Consider the following 21,939-nt stretch of genomic DNA (forward strand, 5'->3'; position numbering starts at 1 on the left):
GAGGCGACACATGAAGCGGTCGCAAAAGTCCCACATGCAAATTGAGACGTCTCGTAAGATACGCTGAGATAGCTTGAGTGAAACTTAACTTCAGTTGCGCTGGTCTCTGCAACCTGAGCTTGGCCGAAGATTAATTTTTCGATTGCACCGCCAGGCGGATGAGGCAGACCGTCGAAGGGAATTGCCTACTCACCTTATTGTTGCGGTGACCAGTGATCGCCCTCCGGCACCCTCATTTGGCAATATAGTCTTGCGGTACCTGGTCCGGCGCTCGAACTCTTTCGTCTCTGCTGGTTACGCGGCTGAGACATATGACGGTGGTGGCGCCGAGATAGACCGCAAAAAACCCAGCCATCCCAGGAATTTGCAGCGAGAAGTCGACAAGGCTATGGAAGCTGACAAGCAAGACCGCACCAAAAGCTAGAACCGGCACGAACCGCAGCCGGTGGCGGCTGCGATAACCGGCATAGAGATTGGCGATTACGTGACCATAAAAAAGGATGAGCAACGGGACGAAAACGACGCCCAGTCCGAGCAATCCTTCGAGGTAGAAGTTGTGAGCCCGATCGAAGGCCGCGTAGATGCTGCCGCAGTCCGGCAGGCGGTAGCTGGGAAAGACATCCTGGAAGGTCCCAAAGCCTGTTCCAAACAGCCAGTTGTGCCGGGATGCGGTCCAGGTCGCTGCATAGACGCACAGTCTGTCGATATCCACCGACTGACGTTCCAATCGAAATAACGCCTGCGCACCGAAGAATATCGCCACAAAGAGAATGCCGACGATAACGAGGCCAGAAGTAGCCCAGCGGCGTATATCCCGCGGGGACCTTGCAGTGAAATCTCCATCGCAGTTGCGCAATGCGGACAGAAGCGGCGCGACAATGATCACGTAGGCCGCAACCGTCGAGAGCAGGGCGCCCCGCGAAATCGTCAGGAAAAGTGCGAGCAGGGTGATGATCAGGGCGATGAGAATTGCGACGGCGCGATTGCGGGTGGCTTTCGGCATCTCTCCCTGGACAAAGGCATATAGCGGCCGCCTAGAACCGCCTTGCGAAATCGTCAGGAAAAACCACGTCAGAATCACCAGGCTCGACACTCCGAGAAATGTCCCGGCGGTGTTTCGGTTGACGAAAACGCTCGTAACGTTGTCGATGTAGGCGCTCTTCTCGAAGAACAGAAGGCTGCGTGGTAGCAGGCTCACCTGAAGCAACCCGAAACAGGCGAAGGCGGTACCGAGCATTCCAAGCCAAGCGATCAGCCGTTGCGCGGCTCGACTGCTGTCGAACAACGCCAATGTCGCGGAATAGAGGAGGAATGGCGGCACCAGCGTGAAGAGCGCGAGACGGGTCGCCTCAGGATTTACGGAGGCAGCGCCAGAATGGCCGCCGAGGAGGCGGTTCGCATTGGCCCAGATCGGATGGTTGAAAGCACTGCCGGGCCAGGAAAACGCCTGCCACAGGATATAGCCCAACAGCGCTGCGATCAGGATTAAGCACAGGTAGAAGGAACGTGCGAGGATAGGTTTAGTGGGGGGGAAAGCACACGCGATGGCGGTCGCCAGTCCAATCGGCAGGCATGCCGCCAGCAGGGCGATCGGGATAGCGGAGCCTTTGAGAGCTACGAGCAAGAAGAGGCCGGCGCACAGACAGGAGCGGCCAAGCTTGTTCATCATCGCGAGGCCAAGGATTCGATGTCCGAATCGCTTTCGCCCGTCGATGATTGGTGCGGCATCCGGGATGGGCAAGGCCAGTTAGCGCCTTCGGTAAGAGAGGCCATCATTATACGATAGCAGGCGAACCCGGAAGGGGGCTTCCCATGTCCTGCAACCCAGTGAGCGTTGTACAACGCTCTGGCAGCCTATCTTCAATGTCAGCGCTCTCTAGCCTGCCACTTCATTGCCACAAGCCATTAAGGTAAAGCATGCATCAAGGGTAGAGTAGGAATAGAAGCCCTGACCATATCGAAGCACGGTTTCGTTCAGAGAACACGATGCGATCGCAGCGAGAAGAAAATCCAGAGTCCCCCCGGGTGGGAGCGTGGCCAGCTGTCGTCAAGGCTTCGGCCCCCTCTTCCGGCCGGCAGGTTGGTCAACGGCTTCCGCCGATCGCCTATATGGCTGGACGCTTTCTCGGCGTGACCGCTTTGGCAGCTGGCGCAGTGGGCCTGCTGCACGCGGCCCATACCACGGCTCCCGCTGTCAAAACGAAAGTTGCCCCGCCTTCGCAGTTACCCGTGGTGCAGAAGACTGCGCCCCTCCCACCGCCCTCGCCTCCCCTAATGATGGTGACCTATTATCCAAGGCTTCTTGCAGACCAAATGTCGCCCCAACTGGTTGAACTGGCCCGCTATGCCACGGTAGACCCGCAGCGCCTTTGCGACGCCATCTCGCCGGACGATGCCGCCGCCTGGACTGAAAGCGCGCTGTTCGAAGGAGAGTGGGAATGTATCGGCACGCCTAGTTCGACCGGAGCCTCCGGACAGCGCGTCTTTGCCATGGCACGCAGCCATGATCGAGAACTGGTTCAACTTGTTCGCTTCAAGATCAACGCTGCGACTGCCGCCGAGGCGAACTCCGCCAAGAAAGATCTCGAGCGACGGGTAGGCCGCTTGATGCAAGTCATGCGGTGGGCGTACCCATCTGCGCTGATCGACCTGCTTCGCACGCTGCAGCCGACGACGGTCGATGCCGTGGGAACCACGTTCCGGCTGACGCAAGAAAATTCAGGCGGCTGGAACTACAACCTTGTTGTTAATTTCCCTAAAACGGGCAGGCTGGTGCAAGCACGGGACTACCGAACGCTCCAACGCCCGCCGTCGCCCGGCATCAGTGACTACTGATTGACGACCACACTGTTGCGGGGATTGCGCGCATCGACCGGTCGCGACCTTACCTGACGCTGCGCCGGCCGCATTCTCGCATTGTAGTCCTGCATCCGAATGCTCCGCTCCAGGCGTCGTGCATTTCCTGTCGACGAACGTTTTTCATAGAGGACAGACCGGCTCCGGCCATTCGGCACCACGCGCGGCGCATCGTCAGAATTCTGGACCGTCTGCGCTGCTGCAGGAACGGCGGCAACCTCCAGGGAGAGAAGATTGGCAGCAAGAAGAGCCGCGATACAAATGCGCTTCATGTCGATTTCTCCGGCGGGGCGGGCAAAGTCTCTGCCCACGCTCTTAGCTTAAAGCGGCAGAAACGCTTTGGCTACCAGGAGCCGGAATGGCCTGCTGCCGATCTAATGGACACAAGGTTAGGCTAACTGAGCTCGCCTCTCGAAGTCCATTGGGCTGTGATATCAGAAGGTCGAGTGTGTGCATCGGATTTTAGAAGCGATCAATGTAGCCGAACACGTCCGCCTTCGCCTGATCGCACGTGCGATATGACTTCCGCGCTGTCCTCTCTACATCCAACGATGGGAAGAAGCTCGCCGTCGCCGCGTTGTCCCAGAGGTTGCCAGACCCGCTCATCGAGCAGGTGATACTAACGAGCGCTAATCAGAACCTGTGGGCCCAGTCCCGCATTCCGATGGATATGATTTTCCAAGGCTGATCGACGAGTTTTGTCCAGGCGTGGCAGCAATGGTCGACGATGTCGTTGTAGTCGGCGAAGACGCGGTTGGAGAGCTAGTTGTCGCGCATGAACTGCCAGATGTTCTCGACGGGGTTCAGTTCGGGCGAGTAGGGCGGCAGGAAGAGCAGCGAGATATTATGCGGGATGACAAGCTTGGGCGTGGTGTGCCAGCCGGCGCGGTCCAGAATGAGGACGGCATGGGCGCCGGGATCGACTGCCGCCGAGATCTCGGCCAGATGCTGGTTCATCGCGCTGGTGTCGCAGTAGGGCAGCACGAGGCCCGCGCCCTTGCCCTTCTTTGGACAGATCGCCCCGAAGATGTAGGCCCACATCGTGCGCTGGTCCTGGGGTGCCGAGGGCCGCGTGCCGCGACGGGCCCAGCGCCGGGTGATCTTATTCTTTTGCCCTATGCGAGCTTCGTCGGCCCACCAGAGCTCGATCTCTGTTCCCTTCGCGAGTTTGGCCTTGATGGCTGCCAATTCGGCGGGAAAGTCTTTTTGAAAGCTGTCACCGCGAACTCGTTCTGGGCATGATGGCGCGGGCGTGCCGAAAGCTTGGCAAAGCCCAGCGCCTTCAGCTCGCGCCCGATCGTCGTCTCATCCAGCGAGATGCGGAATTCCTCGAAGATCCACCGTGCCAGATCCTTGCGTCGCCAGCGCACGACGCCGTGGATTGCCGGGATGGGACCGCCCTCGACGATCTTCGAAAGAGCCTGGCGCTGCTCATCGTTCAGTTTTGGCCGATTGCCCTGGGCTTTGATATTGATGAGCCCGTCCGGCCCATGCGCGTTGAACCGCATGACCCAGTCGCGCACGATCTGAAGCGTGACGCTGCCGATCGTGGCCGCCTCTGTGCGAGAGCCGCCATCATAGATCGCCGCCAGCGCCAGAAGACGCCTGGCCTGGGCTGCATCCTTCGCTGCCCGCGCCAATCGGCGAAGGTCCGAACTTTTAAAATCAGTCCGAAGCGCAATCGGTATCGCCATGACAAACCTCCGTTCGCCACAGTGATTCAGATTCTAACGGATATGGGAATCCCCCACGAGTCAGTGTCCGCGCATGTTGGTATGACACCATTGTCGGCCAGAAGATCCTAGAACAACTCGCTGGTATTTTGGCTGCTCTGATCGGAATGATGCAGCAGGGTGTCTGGCTAGCCACGCCGCCAGATCGGCACCATCAAGGCAACGTTTGCGAGTTGGGTTGTCATGGCGCTGCTCATCGACCAGTCGACCACCATATGGCGAAGAGGTCGATCACGGCAGCGGCGTAGAGCCATCCTTCATCGGTCCAGATGCATGTAAAATCGGGGACCTCTCAGATCGAGATCAGGCGCTTGCCTAGGCCGCCGATACACCTCGCTCTCGCACCAGTTTCCCCGCATCAAACTTGAACCCGCGGCTGGACTTCCGTCGTTGCATTCATACTCTCCGGTTCCAGAAACACCTTATCTCGGTGTCCACGGAACCGGCAGCATGCAAGTGCGCGCAAGGCTGGTGCAGCAGCAGCGCCCACTCCGCGACGAGGCTGTCCCACTTGGACGAGGGGCCCCTCACCCGCTTGGCTTACTTGGTTTCTTCCGCCGCCCGGTTGTAGATGTCGTCGCCGCGAACGATATCATCCTCGCCAAGATAACTGCCGATCTGGATCTCGATTAGTTCCAGGGGTACTTTGCCCGGGTTCTCGAGCCGATGCCACTGCGTTGCCTGGATGTACAGGTTCTCGTTTTCACGGGCGAACCGGACCTCGTCGCCGACGGTCACCTTCGCCGTGCCCTTGACCACGATCCAGTGCTCGGAGCGGTGGTGGTGCATCTGCATCGAAAGTTGGCTGCCGGGCGTGACGTGCAGGACCTTGACCTGGAAGCGCGACTGCAGCGACAGCGTCTCGAAATAGCCCCAGGGCCGATAATTGCGGAGGTGCTGCTCATGCTCGCGCCGTCCGCTCTCCTTCAGCTTCTGGACGATGGTGCCAACCTCCTGCGAGCGGGAGCGATCGGCCACGAGGAGAGCGTCAGGCGTGTCGACGATGATGAGGTCGCTGACGCCGAGAGTGGCGACAAGCGAGCGGTCGGAATGGACGTAGGTATTTTTGGTGTCGACCAGCACGGCGTCGCTGTGGATGGCGTTGCCGTCCGCATCGAGCGACGAGGCCTCCCAGAGCGAGCCCCAGGAACCGACATCGCTCCAGCCGACCGTCAGCGGCAGCACGGCGGCGCGGTCCGTCCGCTCCATAACCGCATAGTCGACCGAGACCGATCGGGCCTTGGCAAAGCTGGGCGCGTCGAGACGGATGAAGTCGAGGTCGTGCACCGCGCCGTCGACCGACGCTCGGACCGCCGCTGAGATTTCCGGCTCAAGCCGGGCCAGTTCTTTGAGAAAGGTACCGCCGTGCAGCAGGAAGATGCCGCTGTTCCAAAGATACTCCCCGGTCGCAAGGTAGGCTTCCGCCGTGGCAGCATCCGGCTTCTCGGCAAAGCGACGCACGTCGGAGGCAGTACCATCGCCGATGGCCGCGCCAGCCTGGATGTAACCGTAGCCGGTGTTCGGCTCCGTCGGGGTAATGCCGAACAAAACCAGTCTACCCTGACGGGCGACCTCTGCAGCGGCCTCGACCCCCGCGACAAAACCCGCAACATCCGCGATCAGATGGTCCGACGGCATGACGCACAAAATAGCCTCCGGATCCTCGTCTACCAGCAGCATCGCAGCGGCGGCAATCGCGGGTGCCGTGTTGCGCGCCTGCGGCTCCAAGACCATCATCTTCGGATGGATGCCGGCCGTGTCGCACTCTGAACGGACGAGAAAGCGGTGATCATTGTTGCAAAGGATAGTCGGCGCTGCGACGCTGACCGCCGCGCCTAGCCTGCGTAGGGTAGCGCCGAGGAAGGTGGGCTCATCCGAGCCGAAGAACGGAATGAACTGCTTGGGATACATCGATCGGGACAGGGGCCAGAGCCGCGTCCCCGAGCCGCCGGAAAGGATTACCGGGTAAATCGTCATTGCAATTCCTTGTTCAACATCTGCGACGCCGCCTGCTTCAGTCGAAGCAGCGCCGAATCCTAGCCAGAATTTATGCTGCGATGCAATATTACCTACTGCTCCGCGATAGCGTACGTGCCAGCTCCGCAATGTCAGCGTTCCAGAGCGCTTGGCCGTCATTCTCCCGGGCAACCCTAGACAGAGCAGCCGCCCAGGTACATCCAAGCCAGCCGTTTTCGGCAAAACTTGGTAAAGTCGAAGCTGAACCGGTCCGCCGGAAGCTTGGCCTCCAAGACCACATGCCGTACCCTTCCGCCGTCAATTACCCGAAGAGACCGCGGCCGCCAGATCAATGTATTTCTCGGCAGATTTTTTCCAGGAGAACTTCGTCACCTGTGCCGCGCCGCGCCGCGACAAATCCTGCCGCAATTCCGCCTGGGCCTGGAGGGCCAGCGTCGCCTGAAGCCAGGCGGAGGGGTCGGTAGGATCGGCATACAGAACGGCATCGCTCCCGATTTCCGGCATGACGGAACTGTTCGACGAGACGACAGGGCAGCCAAGCGCCATGGCTTCGACCAGGGGCAGGCCAAAGCCTTCTATCAACGATGGAAACAGAAGGCAAAGGGCGTTGCGGTAGAGCCACGCGAGATCGTCGTCGGAAATCCGCCCGAGGAGGTTAAAGTGACGAAACTGTTCGCCTTCCACAGCGCCAAACTCCCGCCCGCCGGCTCCCACCGCGACGATATCGATGCCGTGCGCCGCCAATTCCGAAGCGACCTTGGCGATCACGGCCCAGTTCTTGTGCTGCGCCAGACTGCCCACCAGCAAAACGAAGGAGCGTGTCGCATCAAGGATGCCCGGCACAGTCGCCTTCTGCGGATCCCAGCGCAGCGCATGTTCGTGGCCATTGGGTGCAACCACGATTTCCCGGTCGCGCGACACGCCGTACGACTGCAACAGCTGGGCCGAATGCAACGAGACCGACGTCACCCGCGCGGCCGAACGCGACATCAGCGCCAGCATGGTGTTCATGTACAGCCGGAATGGCTTTGAATAGCTCTCCGGCTGCTGGCGGAAATTGGCGTCGTGAATGCAGACGATGCTGCGACGGTAGAGGATGGGGCAGGTATTGCCGAGACACAGAAGGGCGCCCTCGCTTCGGAACGGCAGCCGGGTCTGCTCCCACACCACCCCGCCCCCCGACGGAACGTCGACCCGAGTAAGGGCTTTGAACGGCGGCACGGTCGTGCCCGACGGCGTCAAGAGGCGGACAGACAGAGCGGGATTTGCCGCGACAAGTTGGTCGAGCTGCCCGGTGATCTCGGCAGCATACCTCTGCACGCCCGTCACCTTCTGCGTCAAAAAACGGCCGTTGATGCTGAAATGGGTCATGAACTCACCTTATGCCGTCACCGCGAGACCCGTAGGCTTCCATCAGCTATCCAGCTCGAGAATATGGGCTGGCGACAAACGGCCAGTGACGAGATGGACCATTGCAAGGAAGTTTCCACGCAGGCGTCCTCGGCGATCCGTCCACGGCTCCGGGTTCACCGAGCGCACAGCATTTGCAACGACGTTCCGAGCCATCTGCCTCAAGGAATGGCCCCAGGACAAGGTCCCCTTGCGCGACAGATAGACCGGATTGGCAATCTGCGAATAGCCGAGGCGCTTGCCCGGACTGCGTCCCGATCGCTTGGTGCCGAGATGAACGCCGCGCAGCCTCGGGCTGATCACAATCCGCCCGTAGGGGGCGAGTTGCCGGCTGAAGTCCACGTCCTCCTGCCAGCCGTAAAGCGGCAGATTTTCGTCGAACCGCAGTCCATGCTTGCGGACGGGAGCGAGGCGTATGACCATATTGCAGCCATAGGCGTTGTAGACCTCGCGCGGCCCACTGCCGAGGTTAGGTCCCGCTGAATCCAGAACACGACGCCCTTCATCAAAATCGAGGCCGGTGCCCAGAATGCCGTCTGCCAATACCGCGCCGGTGGCGACGACGATGGACGGGTCATCTGCAAAGAGCCGCCTTACCTCGCCGACAAAATCCGGCGCAGGCAGAAAATCGTCATCGAGAAAGATCATCAAATCCGCCTCTGACTCGGCGATGAGGGCGTTGCGCTGCGCCGGCAATCCACGCGCTCCCTGAACGACCACGACGGCCGGCTCACACCCGGATGCGCGCACCGGATCGAAATCCGCCACCGAAGCCGGGCAGACGAGCAGAGCGTCCGGCCGCTCGACCTGTTTTTGCAGATGGTCCAGCGTGTCGGCCAGAACCTCGGCTCGCCCCGCCGTTGCGATCGCGATGGCGATCCATGCGTTTTCGCCACTGGCCCGGGCTCCGGATCCAGCGGTTTTGCTGTCAGACACCAAGGCGCTCACTCCATTTGTATTTGTATGAACGGCATCTGCCCCGTTGCATTACGGGGTCTAGACGGGCAGCGTGGCCGACTGGATGGTCATCCGTTTGGGCTCACTTCTGGCGGCTCTTACCTCTGCAATGAAGGCCGCCATGTGCTCGCGGAAGACTTCCGGTGAAAACGTCTCGGCGTGCCGACGAATTTCAGCGGGGTCGAGCGTTGGCTCGATCGCCTCGAACCGCTGTACGGCATCGATGAGGTCGTCCTCGGTCTGCTCAGCGAACTTCACCCCGTAGGCTTCGGACGTCACCGTCTCGCGCGCACCGCCGCTGTCGAAGGCGATGACAGGACGGCCACAAGCCATGGCCTCGACAGGAAGAATTCCGAAATCCTCTTCGCCGGGAAACACGAGCGCACGACAACGCTGCAGATGCTCGCGCAGGATGGGAAATGGCTGGTAGCCCAGAAACTCGATGGTCGGCCCGGCGATCTTGGCGAGGCTGGCCCGCTGGGCCCCCTCCCCGATCACCACCAGGCGCTTGCCCATCTTGGTGAAAGCCCGGACGGCCAGGTCAACGCGCTTGTAGCTAACCAACTGACCGGCACAGAGATAGAACTCGCCCGGCTGACCATTCGGCGTAAAGTCCTCCACCGAGACCGGCGGGTAGATGACCGTAGCTCCCCGCCCGTAGCAGCGAAATATCCGCCGGGCGACATGTGCCGAGTTGGCGACAAAGGCATCCACCCTGGACGCGGTCGTGACGTCCCACACGCGCAGGAAGGGTGCGCTGATGGACATCACCATCCGGCCCAGCCAACCCATTTCGCGGCGATAGATGTGATAATGGTCCCAAATGTACCGCATCGGCGAATGGCAGTAGCAGACATGAATCGCGTCGGGACGGGTCAATACGGCCTTGGTCGGACCGGACTCGCTGGAAATTACCAGATCATAGCTCTGCAGGTCGAACTCTTCCAAAGCGAACGGCATCAGCGGCAGAAGCTTTGTATAATACCTCCGTGACCCTGGAATTTTCTGCAGAAACGAGGTGGTGATATTTTTCGATTGCAATAGCGGCGACAGTTTCTTTCTGTCGCATACCATCGTAAAAATATCAGCCTCCGGGTACATACGGCACAATTCTTCGAGAACTTTCTCGCCGCCACGCATCGTGACGAGCCAGTAGTGTACAATCGCAACCCGCATAATGTGTGATACTCACTTCCAAAGTGTTTTCTGCCCTGCCGGGTAGGAATCCGCGGCAACGTCAAGCGCTAGAATTGAAATATAGCTCAATCCACCCCGCCATCGAGCAGCCCGCCGGCGGCACCCGACACATGGAGGCTGGAGAGCCCCGACCGATCGCGGTAACAAAACGGCAAAACGGCTTCGCCGTCAACGCACGGCGATGATCGTGGCGGTATCGCCGGCGAGCCGCACGGCACTCAACGGACCTCCCTGGCAGATGCCGGTATCCAGGCCGATGCGGTGGGGCAGAAAAACCGGCTGAAGCGAAGGCGAGTGGCCATGCACCACTACCCTCGAGAACGGCGGGCAGTCGACGTCCAGAAAAGGCCGACGTATCCACATCAGATCATGCTCATCCTGAGCATCCAGATCGATCCCCGGACGTGCTCCGGCGTGCACAAAGAAATAATTCGGCGTCGTGAGCGCGACCGGCAACTGGGACAGAAAGGCCTGATGGCTTTCTGGAACACTCCGTCGAAACTCAGCGACGATCTGCTCGTCACTCAACCCGATCTGTTGGCGCAGGTGCTGGATATCGAGCCCGTACGACTGCAACGTCGCATCGCCGCCGAAATCGAGCCAGTCATTCAACGTCATTTTGCCCTGAAGGACATTCAGCAGCAGTTCCTCGTGATTCCCGCTGAGGCAGACCCGATAGAATCCTTCTGGCGCTGGGCTTTTGAGATGCTCGATCACCTCAGCGCTGGACGGGCCCCGGTCGACGTAGTCGCCGAGCATGACGATCAGCTTGACGCCCTTCTCATCGGCAGCGTCCTCGACCAAGAGGCGTTCAAGACGCTGCAACGGCTCCAGCGACCCATGCACGTCGCCAACTGCATAGATCAGATGTGGGTTTGCCGAAAGCTCCAGCCGGCGCCGCAGCGCCCGAGTGCCGCCCACCGCTGGCGTCACCCAAGGCAAGATGTTCCAAAGGCGGCGGACCAGGTTACGCGAGGAGAATGCGGTAACCTGCCTCACTGACTTATCGACCTGTCCGATGTCCGAAATCTCTCGACAACCCCTAAGCTGCATTTTTGTGGATGACAAGCCGTGCGGTTAATCGGCAATAAGACGATACCCGCGAGTTTGACCGCACCGCCATCACGTCGGGCGTACGAGGCCCGATAGGTAGCAAGAAGCACCCACCCGGAATCCAGAATGCCCCACATTCTGCGCGACGCCAGCCAGGGCCGTCCACGGGAGCATTGCCCTACTCCGCGTCTGACACGTGAACCCTGCTTGGCCTGGCACCGGACGAACCTGGGCTAAAAGGTTGTCAGGCACGACCCCGGCTGTCAGCCGACCGGCATTGAGACAGCAATTCTTTCCTCGATGTTCCGACGACAGCTGAATTTCGCCTTAACAAAGGGCGCCGGCGATCGCCGATCTCGTTGCACTCACCCACCCAGCAACCTCTGATTGTCATCCTCAAAAATATTTTCAGGTGATCTAACGTAATCTTAACCAATGGACGGACCCTCTCGGATCAGTATTTTTTTTTCTTTAGCGGCCGAAAGCGTTGCATTACTGCACCACTGCCGAAAATCAGTCCGATTATGACTCCCCGTTTCTGGAAATTGCTGTCAGGACACCATTTCTATGAGACGACGAGGAATGCAATCATGGTTGGTAAAGGACGAGCACTGGCTTTCGGTGTACTGACAATCGCGACAGCGCTATCAGGCTGCACGACGCTGCCAAGCTCCGGTCCTGATGACGCGCAGATCAAAAAACAAGCCACCCTCTATTATGCCGCGGACAAGAAAAAGCCGCAACTAGACTACGCCCTCGTGGACCTTACGCCAGCTGTGCTGACCTACTTCCCGGCTGAAAAAGTTCAGTCCCTGAGTAGGGGATTCGGTGCGACAAGGCGCGGCGCGCCCACTCTCCCGTTGGGCATTGGCGATGTCGTGGAGATCAGCATTTTCGAATCTGCCGCGGGCGGCTTGTTCATTCCAGCTGAATCCGGCACCCGACCCGGCAACTTCGTGACCTTGCCGCAGCAGACCATTGATACCAAGGGCACCATCAGCGTTCCCTATGCCGGCCGCATCAAGGCTGCGGGTCGGCTGCCGTCTGCCGTGCAAGCGGAAATTGAATCGCGTTTGGCGGACAGGGCGATCGAGCCGCAGGCGGTGATTAACCTCGTCGAAAGCAAATCCAGTCAGGTCGCCGTTCTCGGTGACGTGAACACGCCGGCCAAACTGGAGATCAACGCCGGCGGAGAACGCGTGCTGGATTTGCTTTCCCGGGCGGGCGGCATCAGCTCCCCCAGTCCAGAAACGACGGTGACGTTGCAACGCAACGGCACCTCCGCGACAGTGCCATTCGATCTTTTGCTCGACAATCCAAAAGAGAACATCTTCGTGTATCCCGGCGATACCATTTACGCGAATCGCGACCGCCGCACCTTTATTGCCTTCGGCGCGTCCGGCCTGAATGGGCGCATCGATTTCGAGGAGTCGAACCTGACGCTGGCCGAAGCGGTCGGCAAGGCCGGCGGCTTGCTGGACGGGCGTGCGGACCCGGCGCAGGTCTTCGTCTACCGTCTGGTGAGCCCAGAAATTCTCGCCAAGATCGGCATGCCGGTCACGGCCAAGGCAGGCAAGGGGTTCCCGGTTGTGTTCCGCGCCGACCTGCGTGATCCGTCCACGCTCTTCCTCACCCAGCAGTTCAGGATGCAGGACAAGGACATCCTTTACGTATCGAACGCCGACTCCGTCGAGATCGTCAAATTCCTGAACGTCGTGAACTCGGTGTCGTCCGGCACAGTCGGCCCAGTCGTCGATGCCGCATCTGTAAGAACCGGGGTGTCCATCCTGAAGAATTAGGCCGCGGCGCAATCCTCCGGGGAATGCGCCGCTCCACCAAGGGTCGATGCGGTCGACATGTATGTTTCGGTTAGCCGTCAGTGCGGCGGTCTGATCGAGGTTAACCAGTGATGAAGCAACGCTTTGCCCTTGCTCGATAAAATTGGTTTATGGCGATGAGAATTGGCCGTATTCCGATGGGGCTGCGTTTATTGAGTGGGAAGGTTGAAGCGATGTCGAACCAGATGGTAATTGCGCTATTAAGTGCCGCGTGCATGAGCCTGACCCTCGGAACGGCTCTCGCACAATCTGCCGTTGCCCCAACAGAGCAGACCGCGCCGGCCGCAGTGTCGACAGCGTCACCTACAACTGACGTATCGGCAACCTCCACGTCTGGCGGTGCTACGCCTGCGCAGGCCGTGGCGTCCGTGGAACCCGAAGCGCTCAAGCAGACGATTCCAGCAGCCTATCTGCTCGGCTCCGCGCGCCTGCCCGATCAGACGATCGCCGATTGGCTAGCGAACCCCAAAATGATGCTGGAAGCCAATCCGGCAGGCGGCTTGGCCATGGTGAATTACGTTAAATCGCTTGCCGGGTCCGAAAACCGCACTCCTTCGGTTTTGGTCCAGCTCTCGAAGCAAAGCGAGACGACGCCGGCGCAACAGGCAGCTATGGGAACGGGACTGGCCAGAGCAGCACAGACCGGCCAAGCGATTGCACCTGAATATGCTGCCTATATCCTTGAAACCGTGGCGTCCTCGCAGTCTCCCCGCCTGATTGCCGCCTTCCAGGCCGCACTGTCGCAGACTGCCACGGCGGCGCTTGGAACAGCTTCATCCTCGGCCGGCGGCGGCGGGGGGTCGTTGGGTGGCGGTGGTACGGCAGGGCCATCTGGCGGGATCGGCGACGAGCCGACGGTGGTTGCTCAATCGGTGGATTCGTTTTCGATTTCGCGGGGCAGTGCGTCTTTCGACGACGGCGACTCGATCACCTTTCAGAGCCAGAGCAACTAGCAGGCCCTAGTTCTCGTGATGGAAAACGATGCTGGTCTCGGCCAGCGTCGTTTTTTTAGCGTGCGGTACAAACGACAAGGGATCGACAACATGCGCCGTCCTTTGCATACCAGCATCCAGATATCGTCATGTTTGCGCGCTACAGCATCGACTTTGAACCGGAGCGATGTACGGACAGCCCTCTTCTTAGATTCAAAGAGGTAGAGCGTGCCTTGTGCGGGCGAAGGTTCGCACGGCGCTAAACCTCCTACCCGCTTGATCGAGCCGATCAATCACCTGACACGTTGGGATCCTAATGGACCAGTCCTTGCTTCAGTTCTCGAATTCCCGGATTTCCCCGGCAGGAATGGACGGCGCATCGGAGGCAGAAGCGGCTGAGCTCATCGATCTCGACCGTTTGCTGGCAGCGCTACGGCGCCAGCTGTGGGTTATTATCGCGTGCGCCGTCATGGGCATTATCATCGGCGCCGCCTATGTCGTCACGGCAGTGCCCCTCTTCACGGCCTCGACGAATATTCTGATCGATCGAAGCCAGTCGAAGGTCGTCACCGAAATCTCCGGTCCGACCAGCGTCTTGAATGACGACGCCGACATGCTCAGCCAGGTCGAGCTCTTGAAGTCGCAGCAGATGGCCCGGACGGTTGTCGCCGCGCTCAAGCTGACTGAGAATAAGGATTTCATGGCGGGAAATCCGTCGCTCATCGGATCGGCGATCGGCAGCGTCAAATCGGTATTTTCGGATCTTCGAGACTGGATGATGCCGGACAATTTGCTCGACGGCACTTCGGGAGTGGCCTCGGAAGACGAGTTGGACAACGCCGTCACCATCCTCTTGTCTAATCTTTCCGTTGGCCGCGTTGCGACCACCTATGTTATCAATCTCGCCTTCACCTCGCCTAGTCCTGGCATCGCGGCCGAAATATCCCGCGCCTATGGAGAGGCTTATCTTGACGATCAGTTGCAGGCGAAGTTCGAGGCGACCAAGCGTGCCAGTTCCTGGCTGCAGAGCCGCATCGGCGAGTTGAAGCAGCAGTCCTACGATGCCGACCTCGCCGTCCAGCGCTTTCGCATGGATAACGGGCTGATCACGGCTGGTGGTCAATTGGTGTCGGAGCAGCAGCTTACCGAAATCAATACTCAACTCATTACCGCACAGGCAGCGACCGCAGAGAGCAAGGCGCGGCTCGACCAGATCAACGGGTTGATTGCAAGCGGTCGCACCGATGCCGTCGTCGATGACTCTCTGGCGAGTTCGACAATCAACGCCCTCAGAACCAAATATCTCGATGCCGCCAAGCGCGAAGAGGAAATCCGAAGCAAGCTTGGTCCGGATCATGTTCAAGTGTTGCGCCTGCGAGCGGAAATGCAACAATACGAGAAGCAGGTTTTCGACGAACTGCGCCGCATCGCTGAAAGCTACGAGAGCACCTACAAGGTCGCCGCGAGCCGCGAGCAATCACTGCGCGACAGTCTGAGCAGCATTCTGGGGGTCAATGCGACCGCCAACACGACACAGGTGAAGCTCCGCGAACTCGAGCGCGAGGCCGATACCTTCCGCTCGCTCTACGACAACTTCCTGCAGCGCTACCAGGAGACTGTGCAGCAGCAGTCATTCCCGGTGACGGAAGCTCGGATTATCACCCATCCCTCCCCGCCAAAGCATCCGAGTTTCCCCAAGAAGCCTCTCATCCTGGCGCTCTTCATGGTGATCGGTGCCGCCGCGGGAACGGGCGTTGCGGCTTTCCGGGAATACCGCGACCGGTTCTTCCGGATCGGCAACCAGATCCGAAATGAGCTCAACGTCGAGTTCCTCGGATACATGCCGGTGATCAAGGCGGGACGGCCAAGTGCCGACCGGATACTGACAGCCGAGGGCGAGCCGGGCGGCAATCTTTGGCGCCAGGAATCGACCAGCGGTCATGTCCGCTTTCACCCGATGTCGCCTTTCGCCGAAACGTTGCGGAATGTGAAGGTTGCCGCGGACATGGGCATGCCCGACCAGAAGTCGAAAGTGATCGGCATCGTCTCCTGCCTGCCTTCAGAGGGTAAATCGACGATCTCCGCCAATCTTGCGATCCTGATGGCAATGCAAGGGGCGAGGGTCCTCTTGGTCGACGGTGATCTGCGCAATCCGGGGCTGACGCGCACACTTTCCACCAAGCCGGACGAAGGCTTGATCGAGGCAGTGCTCGGAACTGCCGATTTTGCCGAAAAGCTGCAGTGGGACTCTTCGGGACTGCTCGCTTTGATGCCGACGGTGCTGAAGCGCCGCATCTCCCACACCAGCGAATTGCTGTCATCGCCGAGCATGGCGAACCTGCTGGCCGATCATAAGGCGAACTTCGACTACATCCTGGTCGACCTCCCACCGATCGGCCCTGTCGTTGACGCCAAAGCCTTCGCACACCGGGTCGATGCATTCCTCTTCGTGGTCGAGTGGGGTCGGACGCCGCGTCACGTCGTTCGCAGCATGCTCAATCTCAACCCGGCAATCCAGGAAAAGACACTTGGTGTCGTGCTGAACAAATCCGACGAAACGAAAATGAAGTTCTATCGCGCGCATGGCGCGATCGACTATTCGTCTTCGCTCTACAAGGGCTATTACCATAGCTAAGGTGGCAGGGATTCTTAGGGCGACCCTGGGAGTCCTTTGCCTGTGCTTCATGGGCTCAGCGGGCATCGTACTGGTGGCTCAAATTCGAGCTTTTCCGCTGGTCGAATTTGCCTCAGCGGTTAAGTCCAGAAAGATGACCATCGACGCGACGCCGGATTTGCAGGAGCGGATCCGGATCTTGGTGGCTGGGGATCGGCGATGTGAGCGAGAGATCGCTGCCAGCCGGGTCACAGCATCGCTGTACCTGCTGCGCCACGCCATCGACGATGCCGCGCCCATCGAGATCCGTGACCAACGCTTCGTGGACGCACAGGACGCGGTGAAATGGGCGCTGGGCTGCAACCCTCTCGATGGGAATCTCTGGCTTGTCGCTGGCATGCTCGACCGGGTCGCCGTCTATCAGCCGGACCGGTTCCACGACCTGATGGCGATGTCCATCAAGGCGGGGCCCTACGAAGGTAACCTGCTGGAGCGACGCTGGACCTTGCTCGCGCCGCTAGTCAGCGGACAGACCATTCCAATTTACGACAATATTCTCGCGACCGATCTGGGCAGCCTGCTTAAGTTTGCGCGGCCGAAGGAGACGGCGCGAATTCTTGCGATGATCAGGAGCAGTGGTGGAGCCTCGGTTGCCGAAGCGGAGTTGAAAAACGTCTCGGAGAAACGTCGCGAAGAACTTCAAGTTGCCGCCGCGACGGCAGCCGAGCAGCCCAGCGCCGTCTCAGGCAAGCCCGAAGATTTCAGGATCAATCCCTTCGGAACAACCCCATAGTCGCCATTCGGGGGGCTTCTCACCTCCCAACTCCTCGTCTGAGGACCGATACGGCTGACATTTTCCACGCGTGCCCTACCCCAGGCGGTGCAGTCTCGCCGAGACCCTTCGTAAGCCGTCCCGGGCGGTCCGGCCGCATGGCGACGTCGGTCAGATAGGTGGTGCAGCGCTTCGTGACGCACCGCCAAATGAGACAGGCTGTCACCGCTGTGATGGCAGGTTTCCTGGACTGCTAACCTATTGAAAAGAAATCGGTCGTATTCTCTGACAAGGGAAGCGATCGGAAATCCTGCAATGCGTCAAAGCCTATTGCTTTGGCTTGCGTGTCCGGGCGCGATAAGCCGTTCGGTTTCCGTTGGATCCTGGACGTCAGTGCATTGGAGTGCGGACGGGCCTGCCAGTCCGCCGCAGGGGAAACGGTATTGCGCAAGCCAGTCCAGCGTCTGACCACCGTGTTTTGTAAAGGCCTGCTCGGCCTCACGCTTTTCACCTTCCTCGTCGACGTGCTGCTGCTAGTCCAGCCGGTCTACATGCTGCAAGTCTACGATCGCGTTCTGGCCTCGGGGTCGATCGAGACGCTGGTCTACATCTCGCTGATGGCAGCAGGCGCCTTGGCGCTCCTTGGCGTCGTCGACGCCGTCCGCAGCATGATGGCGGGTCGCCTCGCAGCGGAGATGGAAGTCGACGCTGGTGGCGATGCGCTGATCGCTTCGCTCGGCGGCCAGCGCGCCAGACTTGGGGACGTACAGCCCCTGCGCGATCTTGGCACGGTTCGGGCTTTCATATCGGGCAAGGGAATCCTCGCCTATCTTGATCTGCCCTTCGCTCCGCTTTTCATCCTGATGCTTTACCTGATCCATCCGCACCTGTTCTGGATGACCGCGATCGGTGCTGCCGTGCTCACGCTGATCGCGATTGCCAATCAGTATGCGACAACCCGGCAGGCGTCGGAGTCGAGCGACGCTACCGTCAGCGCGATGCTCTCGGCACAGGCGTTTGCCCGCAGCGCAGAAAGCATCAAGGCGATGGGAATGACCGGCGACGTGATCGCCGCCTGGGGGCGCAGCGAGGCGATCTCACTCAATGCCCAGGAGCGGATGAACTGGACGAACTCGCTGTTTGCCGGTGCTTCGCGCGTCATCCGTCTCGGATTGCAGATCGCCATTCTTGGCTATGGCGGCTACCTCGTCCTTAAAGGCGAAATGACGGCCGGCATGATCTTCGCCTCCTCGCTGATTTCCGGGCGCGGCCTGCAACCGATCGACCAGGTGATTGGTGGCTGGCGGGGCTTTGTTGAGGCCCGCAAAGCCTGGGCCCGACTGAAGATCGCCCTCGAGCGAAACGCCGGAGATACGACTGCGACCGACCTGCCAGCGCCGACGGGCCGCATCCTCATCGATCAGGCCGTGGTCTATGCGCCAAGCGTTGCGCCGGGAGTTACGCCCGAGGCTCTGCTCAAGCGCGTATCGGTCGAATTCGCCGCCGGCGACTGCGTGGTTGTTATCGGCCCCTCCGGTGCCGGCAAGTCGACACTGGTGCGGGCAATAATCGGGGCTGTGCAGATCAACAGCGGGGCGATCCGGCTCGACGGTGCCGACATCCGAACCTGGGACGGCGATCGTCTTGGCCGCCATGTCGGCTATCTCGCGCAGGAGGTTGATCTCCTGCCCGGCACCATCGCCGAAAACATCGCCCGCTTCTCGACGGGCGGCAGCGATGAGGACATCATCGCGGCGGCGCGCATGGCGCATTGCCACCATCTGATCCTGTCGCTGTCCAAGGGCTACGACACGCTGATCGGCCCGGCAGGCCAGCAACTCTCTGGCGGTCAGCGCCAGCGGATCGGACTCGCCCGCGCCTTCTACGGCCGACCTCAAATTTTGATTCTCGATGAGCCCAATGCCAATCTCGATACCGATGGCGAACTCGCGCTTGACCAGGCAGTGATAGCAGCACGTGCAGCGGGTGCCACGGTGCTGATTGTCACCCAACGCCGATCGATCGCCGATCGCGCAGACAAGATCCTGATTTTGCGTGACGGAGCGGTCGAGGATTTCGGCCCGCGGAGCGAGGTCCTCACCCGACAGATGGAAAAGATCGGTCAGGCGCAAGCCGCCAATGTCGCCCGCCGACAAGCCGAGACCGCGGCGGCAGCCACCGTCCCGGCGGCCGCGACCACACGCTTCGCGATGACGGTCAATGCCGGCGCTATGGCCGTGGGAGAATAGCATGCCGAGCCAGCCAACAAAGCCAAATCAGCAGCACGGCCGCGACGCAATAGACCGCACGGCCTGGGCCAAGGGCGTGACGGTCAGCACACGGGCGCTGATGGTCGGAGGGCTGGCGGCGACCGGCATCTTCGCCTTCGGCTTCGGCTCGTGGGCAGCGCTTGCGCCGCTCGAGGGGGCAGCACAAGCGCCAGGCTTCGTCGCGGCCGCCGGACAGAACCAGCGGATACAGCATCTCGAGGGCGGCATCGTCCAGACAATTTTTGCCCGTGAAGGTGAGAAGGTGAAGGCCGGCGACGTGCTGTTCCAGCTCGATGCGACCGTGGCCGAAGCGCAGCGCAATCAGGTGGAGAAGCAGGTAGTGGCCCTCGCCGCGCGGGCCATCCGTCTCGTTGCCGAACGCGACGGCATCACCACCTTGACCTTTCCCGACGACTTGCTCGCAGAGGCAAAAGCCGGCGAAGTCGAAGGCCTGCTATCGGAACAAGACAAGGAGTTCACAGTACGGCTGGAACGCCACCGGCAGGAGCGCATCATCCTCCGCCAGCGGGTAAATTCCTTGAACGAGCAGATCGTCGGCCTTTCGGCACAGCACACGGCGGTGGAGCGTCAGCTTTACGTGGTCCAGGAGGAGACGGCACGCAAGAAAGCGCTGCTTGAAAAGGGGCTGACCGACCGCTCGGAGTACACCGCCTTGCTGCGGAGCGAGGCCGAACTCGTCGGGCAGCAAGGCCAGGCGCAGTCGAGCATTCTCTCGGCCAAAACACAGATCGTCGAGGCCGAGGAACAATTCCTGAGCCTGACCACGCAGCGGATCGAGACCGCCGCTACCCAACTCAACGATGTCCGCGCGCAAATCTCCACGGCCCGCGAGCAACTGCGCGCCGCGCGCGCCGTGCTAAGCCGCGTTCTGGTTCGCTCGCCGTCTGACGGGGTCGTCGTGCGCACCGCGTTCAACACGCCGGGTAGCGTGGTCAAGCCAGGCGATACAATGCTGGAACTGCTCCCGACGAACGAGGATCTGGTGATCCAGGCGCGAGTTTCACCGAACGACATCGATGTCATTTCGGTGGGTCAAGCTGCGACACTCCGCTTTGCTGCCCTCAATGCCAGAGTCACGCCAGTGATCCCGGCGACGGTAACCTACATCTCGGCGGATCGCCTGATGGACGATAATACGCACCAGCCTTACTACACAGCCCGTCTAAAGATCGCCGGCGACCTCCCGGCCGATATCCGCAAGGACCAGATATATCCCGGCATGGCCGTCGAGGCTTACATCAAGACCGGCGAGCGCACCTTCTTCGAATATCTCGGCAAGCCCATCGTCGACAGCTTTAGCCGCGCCTTCCGCGAGGAATAGAGTGCGGCACCGGGCCCGGGATCTTTTTCCACGAAGGCAACATCAACCGGGTGGCCCGCGGCCAGCGCTGCCTTCGCCCAGGACATCCTCGGTTCCGGCATGGGTCTTGGCCTTGGCCGCCCGACGCCAGCCTTATCGCCGCGTGATATCCTCACGTTATCAACAGCATGCGCGTCGCCGACGGCCGCTTCCATGGCGCCGGCGATTATTTGGCGAACGGAAGACGCGATTTCTCATCGGAAGAACAGGGGAATTATTGATGTCCTTTTAGCATTGGCTAACGCCTATATAGTAAACTTAAATTTAACCATAATTTTTTACGGTTGTTATCGAATGACCGGAGACGAATCACTTGCGCATTTTCACGATCCTGGCGGCATCGGCATTAGCCTTGACGGGTTGTCAAAGCTCGCGTTCGTCTACCGACTATACCGGCTCAATTGCCCGCCCCTGCGCCTCCGACAAATGCCGATCCATCGCCTCGCCTCTCGGCCCACCGTCCAATCAGAAGATCGACCATCAGGCCCATCCATTCCCCGCCTCGGTCGTCACCAACATCTGCGTGCCGGCCTTCGACGCTGCGGTTCTCCAGGGGTCGGATCGCCAGCCACTGGCTGAAATGATCGCTATGCCGATCAGTGTCAGCCCGACACGGGACGCCTTCCACGCCTCTATTCAACCCAATTCGAACCTGCGGTTGCCGTCCGACCTTGCGCGATGGAAGGAAAATCGTTCGGCGGAGAACCAGCTGACGGCGTTTGCGCCGCCGCCGGTGATCGATATCGAGGCCATCCGCTCCGCCCTCAGCCAGCCCCTTTCGTCATGGGAACGGGATACCGGGATCTAGGAATTCGTCCGGTAGTACAGGCGGCCGTTGGCATTTTCCGGCTATGTGGGCACCACCTGCCGATGGTTTCCTGGAAGGTTCGCGCGTTTGAATCTACCGGGCTGCCAATCTGAACCGCAGCCGGTTTCTTTGAAGAGACGA

16 protein-coding genes and 3 pseudogenes are annotated in these 21,939 nt (G+C 60.3%); 8 read left to right on the forward strand and 11 right to left on the reverse strand.

Going from position 1 to position 21,939, the window contains the following annotated elements:
* Nucleotides 1-232 precede the first annotated feature (232 nt).
* Nucleotides 233-1,741, reverse strand: a complete 1,509-nt coding sequence (locus ACZL02_RS23850) for an O-antigen ligase family protein (RefSeq protein WP_472941210.1) — start codon at nucleotides 1,739-1,741, stop codon at nucleotides 233-235.
* A 368-nt stretch (nucleotides 1,742-2,109) separates the two neighbouring features.
* On the opposite strand from ACZL02_RS23850, the gene ACZL02_RS23855 reads away from it, so the two are divergent.
* A complete protein-coding gene (locus tag ACZL02_RS23855; protein WP_472941211.1) occupies nucleotides 2,110-2,835 on the forward strand; it encodes a DUF6030 family protein in 726 nt (241 codons plus the stop codon).
* Here ACZL02_RS23855 and ACZL02_RS23860 read toward each other — a convergent pair.
* From ACZL02_RS23860 to ACZL02_RS23905, 10 genes and pseudogenes are all read right to left on the reverse strand, one after another.
* On the reverse strand, nucleotides 2,829-3,128 hold the full coding sequence (locus tag ACZL02_RS23860; protein WP_472941212.1) for a hypothetical protein: 300 nt from the start codon (nucleotides 3,126-3,128) through the stop codon (nucleotides 2,829-2,831). The genes ACZL02_RS23855 and ACZL02_RS23860 overlap by 7 nt on opposite strands.
* A 162-nt stretch (nucleotides 3,129-3,290) precedes the next feature.
* A pseudogene (locus tag ACZL02_RS23865) lies at nucleotides 3,291-3,474 on the reverse strand (IS3 family transposase); the annotation flags it as partial.
* A 144-nt stretch (nucleotides 3,475-3,618) separates the two neighbouring features.
* Nucleotides 3,619-4,047, reverse strand: a pseudogene (locus ACZL02_RS23870) (IS630 family transposase); the annotation flags it as partial.
* Nucleotides 3,972-4,550, reverse strand: a complete 579-nt coding sequence (locus ACZL02_RS23875; protein ID WP_472941213.1) for a helix-turn-helix domain-containing protein — start codon at nucleotides 4,548-4,550, stop codon at nucleotides 3,972-3,974. The gene ACZL02_RS23875 and the pseudogene ACZL02_RS23870, both read right to left, overlap by 76 nt.
* A gap of 170 nt (nucleotides 4,551-4,720) precedes the next feature.
* Nucleotides 4,721-4,878, reverse strand: a pseudogene (locus ACZL02_RS23880) (IS3 family transposase); the annotation flags it as partial.
* A gap of 251 nt (nucleotides 4,879-5,129) precedes the next feature.
* Nucleotides 5,130-6,725: a mannose-1-phosphate guanylyltransferase/mannose-6-phosphate isomerase gene (locus ACZL02_RS23885; protein WP_472941214.1), complete on the reverse strand. Its 1,596-nt coding sequence runs from the start codon at nucleotides 6,723-6,725 to the stop codon at nucleotides 5,130-5,132.
* A 138-nt stretch (nucleotides 6,726-6,863) separates the two neighbouring features.
* On the reverse strand, nucleotides 6,864-7,937 hold the full coding sequence (locus tag ACZL02_RS23890) for a glycosyltransferase family 4 protein (RefSeq protein WP_472941215.1): 1,074 nt from the start codon (nucleotides 7,935-7,937) through the stop codon (nucleotides 6,864-6,866).
* Nucleotides 7,938-7,979: 42 nt separating this feature from the next.
* Nucleotides 7,980-8,912, reverse strand: coding sequence for a glycosyltransferase family 2 protein (locus ACZL02_RS23895; RefSeq protein WP_472941216.1), 933 nt, complete (start codon nucleotides 8,910-8,912; stop codon nucleotides 7,980-7,982).
* A gap of 60 nt (nucleotides 8,913-8,972) precedes the next feature.
* Complete coding sequence (locus tag ACZL02_RS23900; RefSeq protein ID WP_472941217.1) at nucleotides 8,973-10,109, reverse strand: glycosyltransferase; 1,137 nt, start codon at nucleotides 10,107-10,109, stop codon at nucleotides 8,973-8,975.
* Between the two features lie 189 nt (nucleotides 10,110-10,298).
* On the reverse strand, nucleotides 10,299-11,129 hold the full coding sequence (locus tag ACZL02_RS23905) for a metallophosphoesterase family protein (RefSeq protein ID WP_472941218.1): 831 nt from the start codon (nucleotides 11,127-11,129) through the stop codon (nucleotides 10,299-10,301).
* Nucleotides 11,130-11,773: 644 nt separating this feature from the next.
* Between ACZL02_RS23905 and ACZL02_RS23910 the strand changes: the two genes are divergently transcribed.
* The 7 genes from ACZL02_RS23910 to ACZL02_RS23940 all read left to right on the forward strand — a co-directional run bounded on the left by ACZL02_RS23910 (nucleotide 11,774) and on the right by ACZL02_RS23940 (nucleotide 21,798).
* Nucleotides 11,774-12,982 carry a polysaccharide biosynthesis/export family protein gene (locus ACZL02_RS23910; RefSeq protein WP_472941219.1) on the forward strand — a complete coding sequence of 403 codons (1,209 nt, stop codon included), beginning with the start codon at nucleotides 11,774-11,776 and terminating at the stop codon, nucleotides 12,980-12,982.
* 149 nt (nucleotides 12,983-13,131) lie between these two features.
* Entirely contained in the window at nucleotides 13,132-13,974 is an 843-nt protein-coding gene (locus ACZL02_RS23915; protein ID WP_472941220.1) for a hypothetical protein, read from the forward strand.
* A gap of 295 nt (nucleotides 13,975-14,269) precedes the next feature.
* Nucleotides 14,270-16,588, forward strand: a complete 2,319-nt coding sequence (locus ACZL02_RS23920; RefSeq protein ID WP_472941221.1) for a polysaccharide biosynthesis tyrosine autokinase — start codon at nucleotides 14,270-14,272, stop codon at nucleotides 16,586-16,588.
* A 133-nt stretch (nucleotides 16,589-16,721) separates the two neighbouring features.
* The gene (locus ACZL02_RS23925) at nucleotides 16,722-17,360 is read left to right on the forward strand and encodes a hypothetical protein (RefSeq protein WP_472941222.1); all 639 of its coding nucleotides are present in this window, start codon (nucleotides 16,722-16,724) and stop codon (nucleotides 17,358-17,360) included.
* A 422-nt stretch (nucleotides 17,361-17,782) separates the two neighbouring features.
* A complete protein-coding gene (locus ACZL02_RS23930; protein WP_472941223.1) occupies nucleotides 17,783-19,588 on the forward strand; it encodes a type I secretion system permease/ATPase in 1,806 nt (601 codons plus the stop codon).
* A 1-nt stretch (nucleotide 19,589) separates the two neighbouring features.
* Complete coding sequence (locus ACZL02_RS23935; RefSeq protein WP_472941224.1) at nucleotides 19,590-20,951, forward strand: HlyD family type I secretion periplasmic adaptor subunit; 1,362 nt, start codon at nucleotides 19,590-19,592, stop codon at nucleotides 20,949-20,951.
* Between the two features lie 352 nt (nucleotides 20,952-21,303).
* Complete coding sequence (locus ACZL02_RS23940; RefSeq protein WP_472941225.1) at nucleotides 21,304-21,798, forward strand: hypothetical protein; 495 nt, start codon at nucleotides 21,304-21,306, stop codon at nucleotides 21,796-21,798.
* The last annotated feature ends 141 nt before the right edge of the window (nucleotides 21,799-21,939 follow it).

Source organism: Mesocryomonas fontinalis, from assembly GCF_055730125.2.

Excerpts from the sequence above, each read along its gene's own strand:
- ACZL02_RS23855 (WP_472941211.1), top strand. The coding sequence starts at position 2,110 with ATGGCTGGACGCTTTCTCGGCGTGACCGCTTTGGCAGCTGGCGCAGTG.
- ACZL02_RS23860 (WP_472941212.1), bottom strand. The coding sequence starts at position 3,128 with ATGAAGCGCATTTGTATCGCGGCTCTTCTTGCTGCCAATCTTCTCTCC.
- ACZL02_RS23875 (WP_472941213.1), bottom strand. The coding sequence starts at position 4,550 with ATGGCGATACCGATTGCGCTTCGGACTGATTTTAAAAGTTCGGACCTT.
- ACZL02_RS23885 (WP_472941214.1), bottom strand. The coding sequence starts at position 6,725 with ATGACGGCCAAGCGCTCTGGAACGCTGACATTGCGGAGCTGGCACGTA.
- ACZL02_RS23890 (WP_472941215.1), bottom strand. The coding sequence starts at position 7,937 with ATGACCCATTTCAGCATCAACGGCCGTTTTTTGACGCAGAAGGTGACG.
- ACZL02_RS23900 (WP_472941217.1), bottom strand. The coding sequence starts at position 10,109 with ATGCGGGTTGCGATTGTACACTACTGGCTCGTCACGATGCGTGGCGGC.
- ACZL02_RS23910 (WP_472941219.1), top strand. The coding sequence starts at position 11,774 with ATGGTTGGTAAAGGACGAGCACTGGCTTTCGGTGTACTGACAATCGCG.
- ACZL02_RS23915 (WP_472941220.1), top strand. The coding sequence starts at position 13,132 with ATGGCGATGAGAATTGGCCGTATTCCGATGGGGCTGCGTTTATTGAGT.
- ACZL02_RS23920 (WP_472941221.1), top strand. The coding sequence starts at position 14,270 with ATGGACCAGTCCTTGCTTCAGTTCTCGAATTCCCGGATTTCCCCGGCA.
- ACZL02_RS23925 (WP_472941222.1), top strand. The coding sequence starts at position 16,722 with ATGACCATCGACGCGACGCCGGATTTGCAGGAGCGGATCCGGATCTTG.
- ACZL02_RS23935 (WP_472941224.1), top strand. The coding sequence starts at position 19,590 with ATGCCGAGCCAGCCAACAAAGCCAAATCAGCAGCACGGCCGCGACGCA.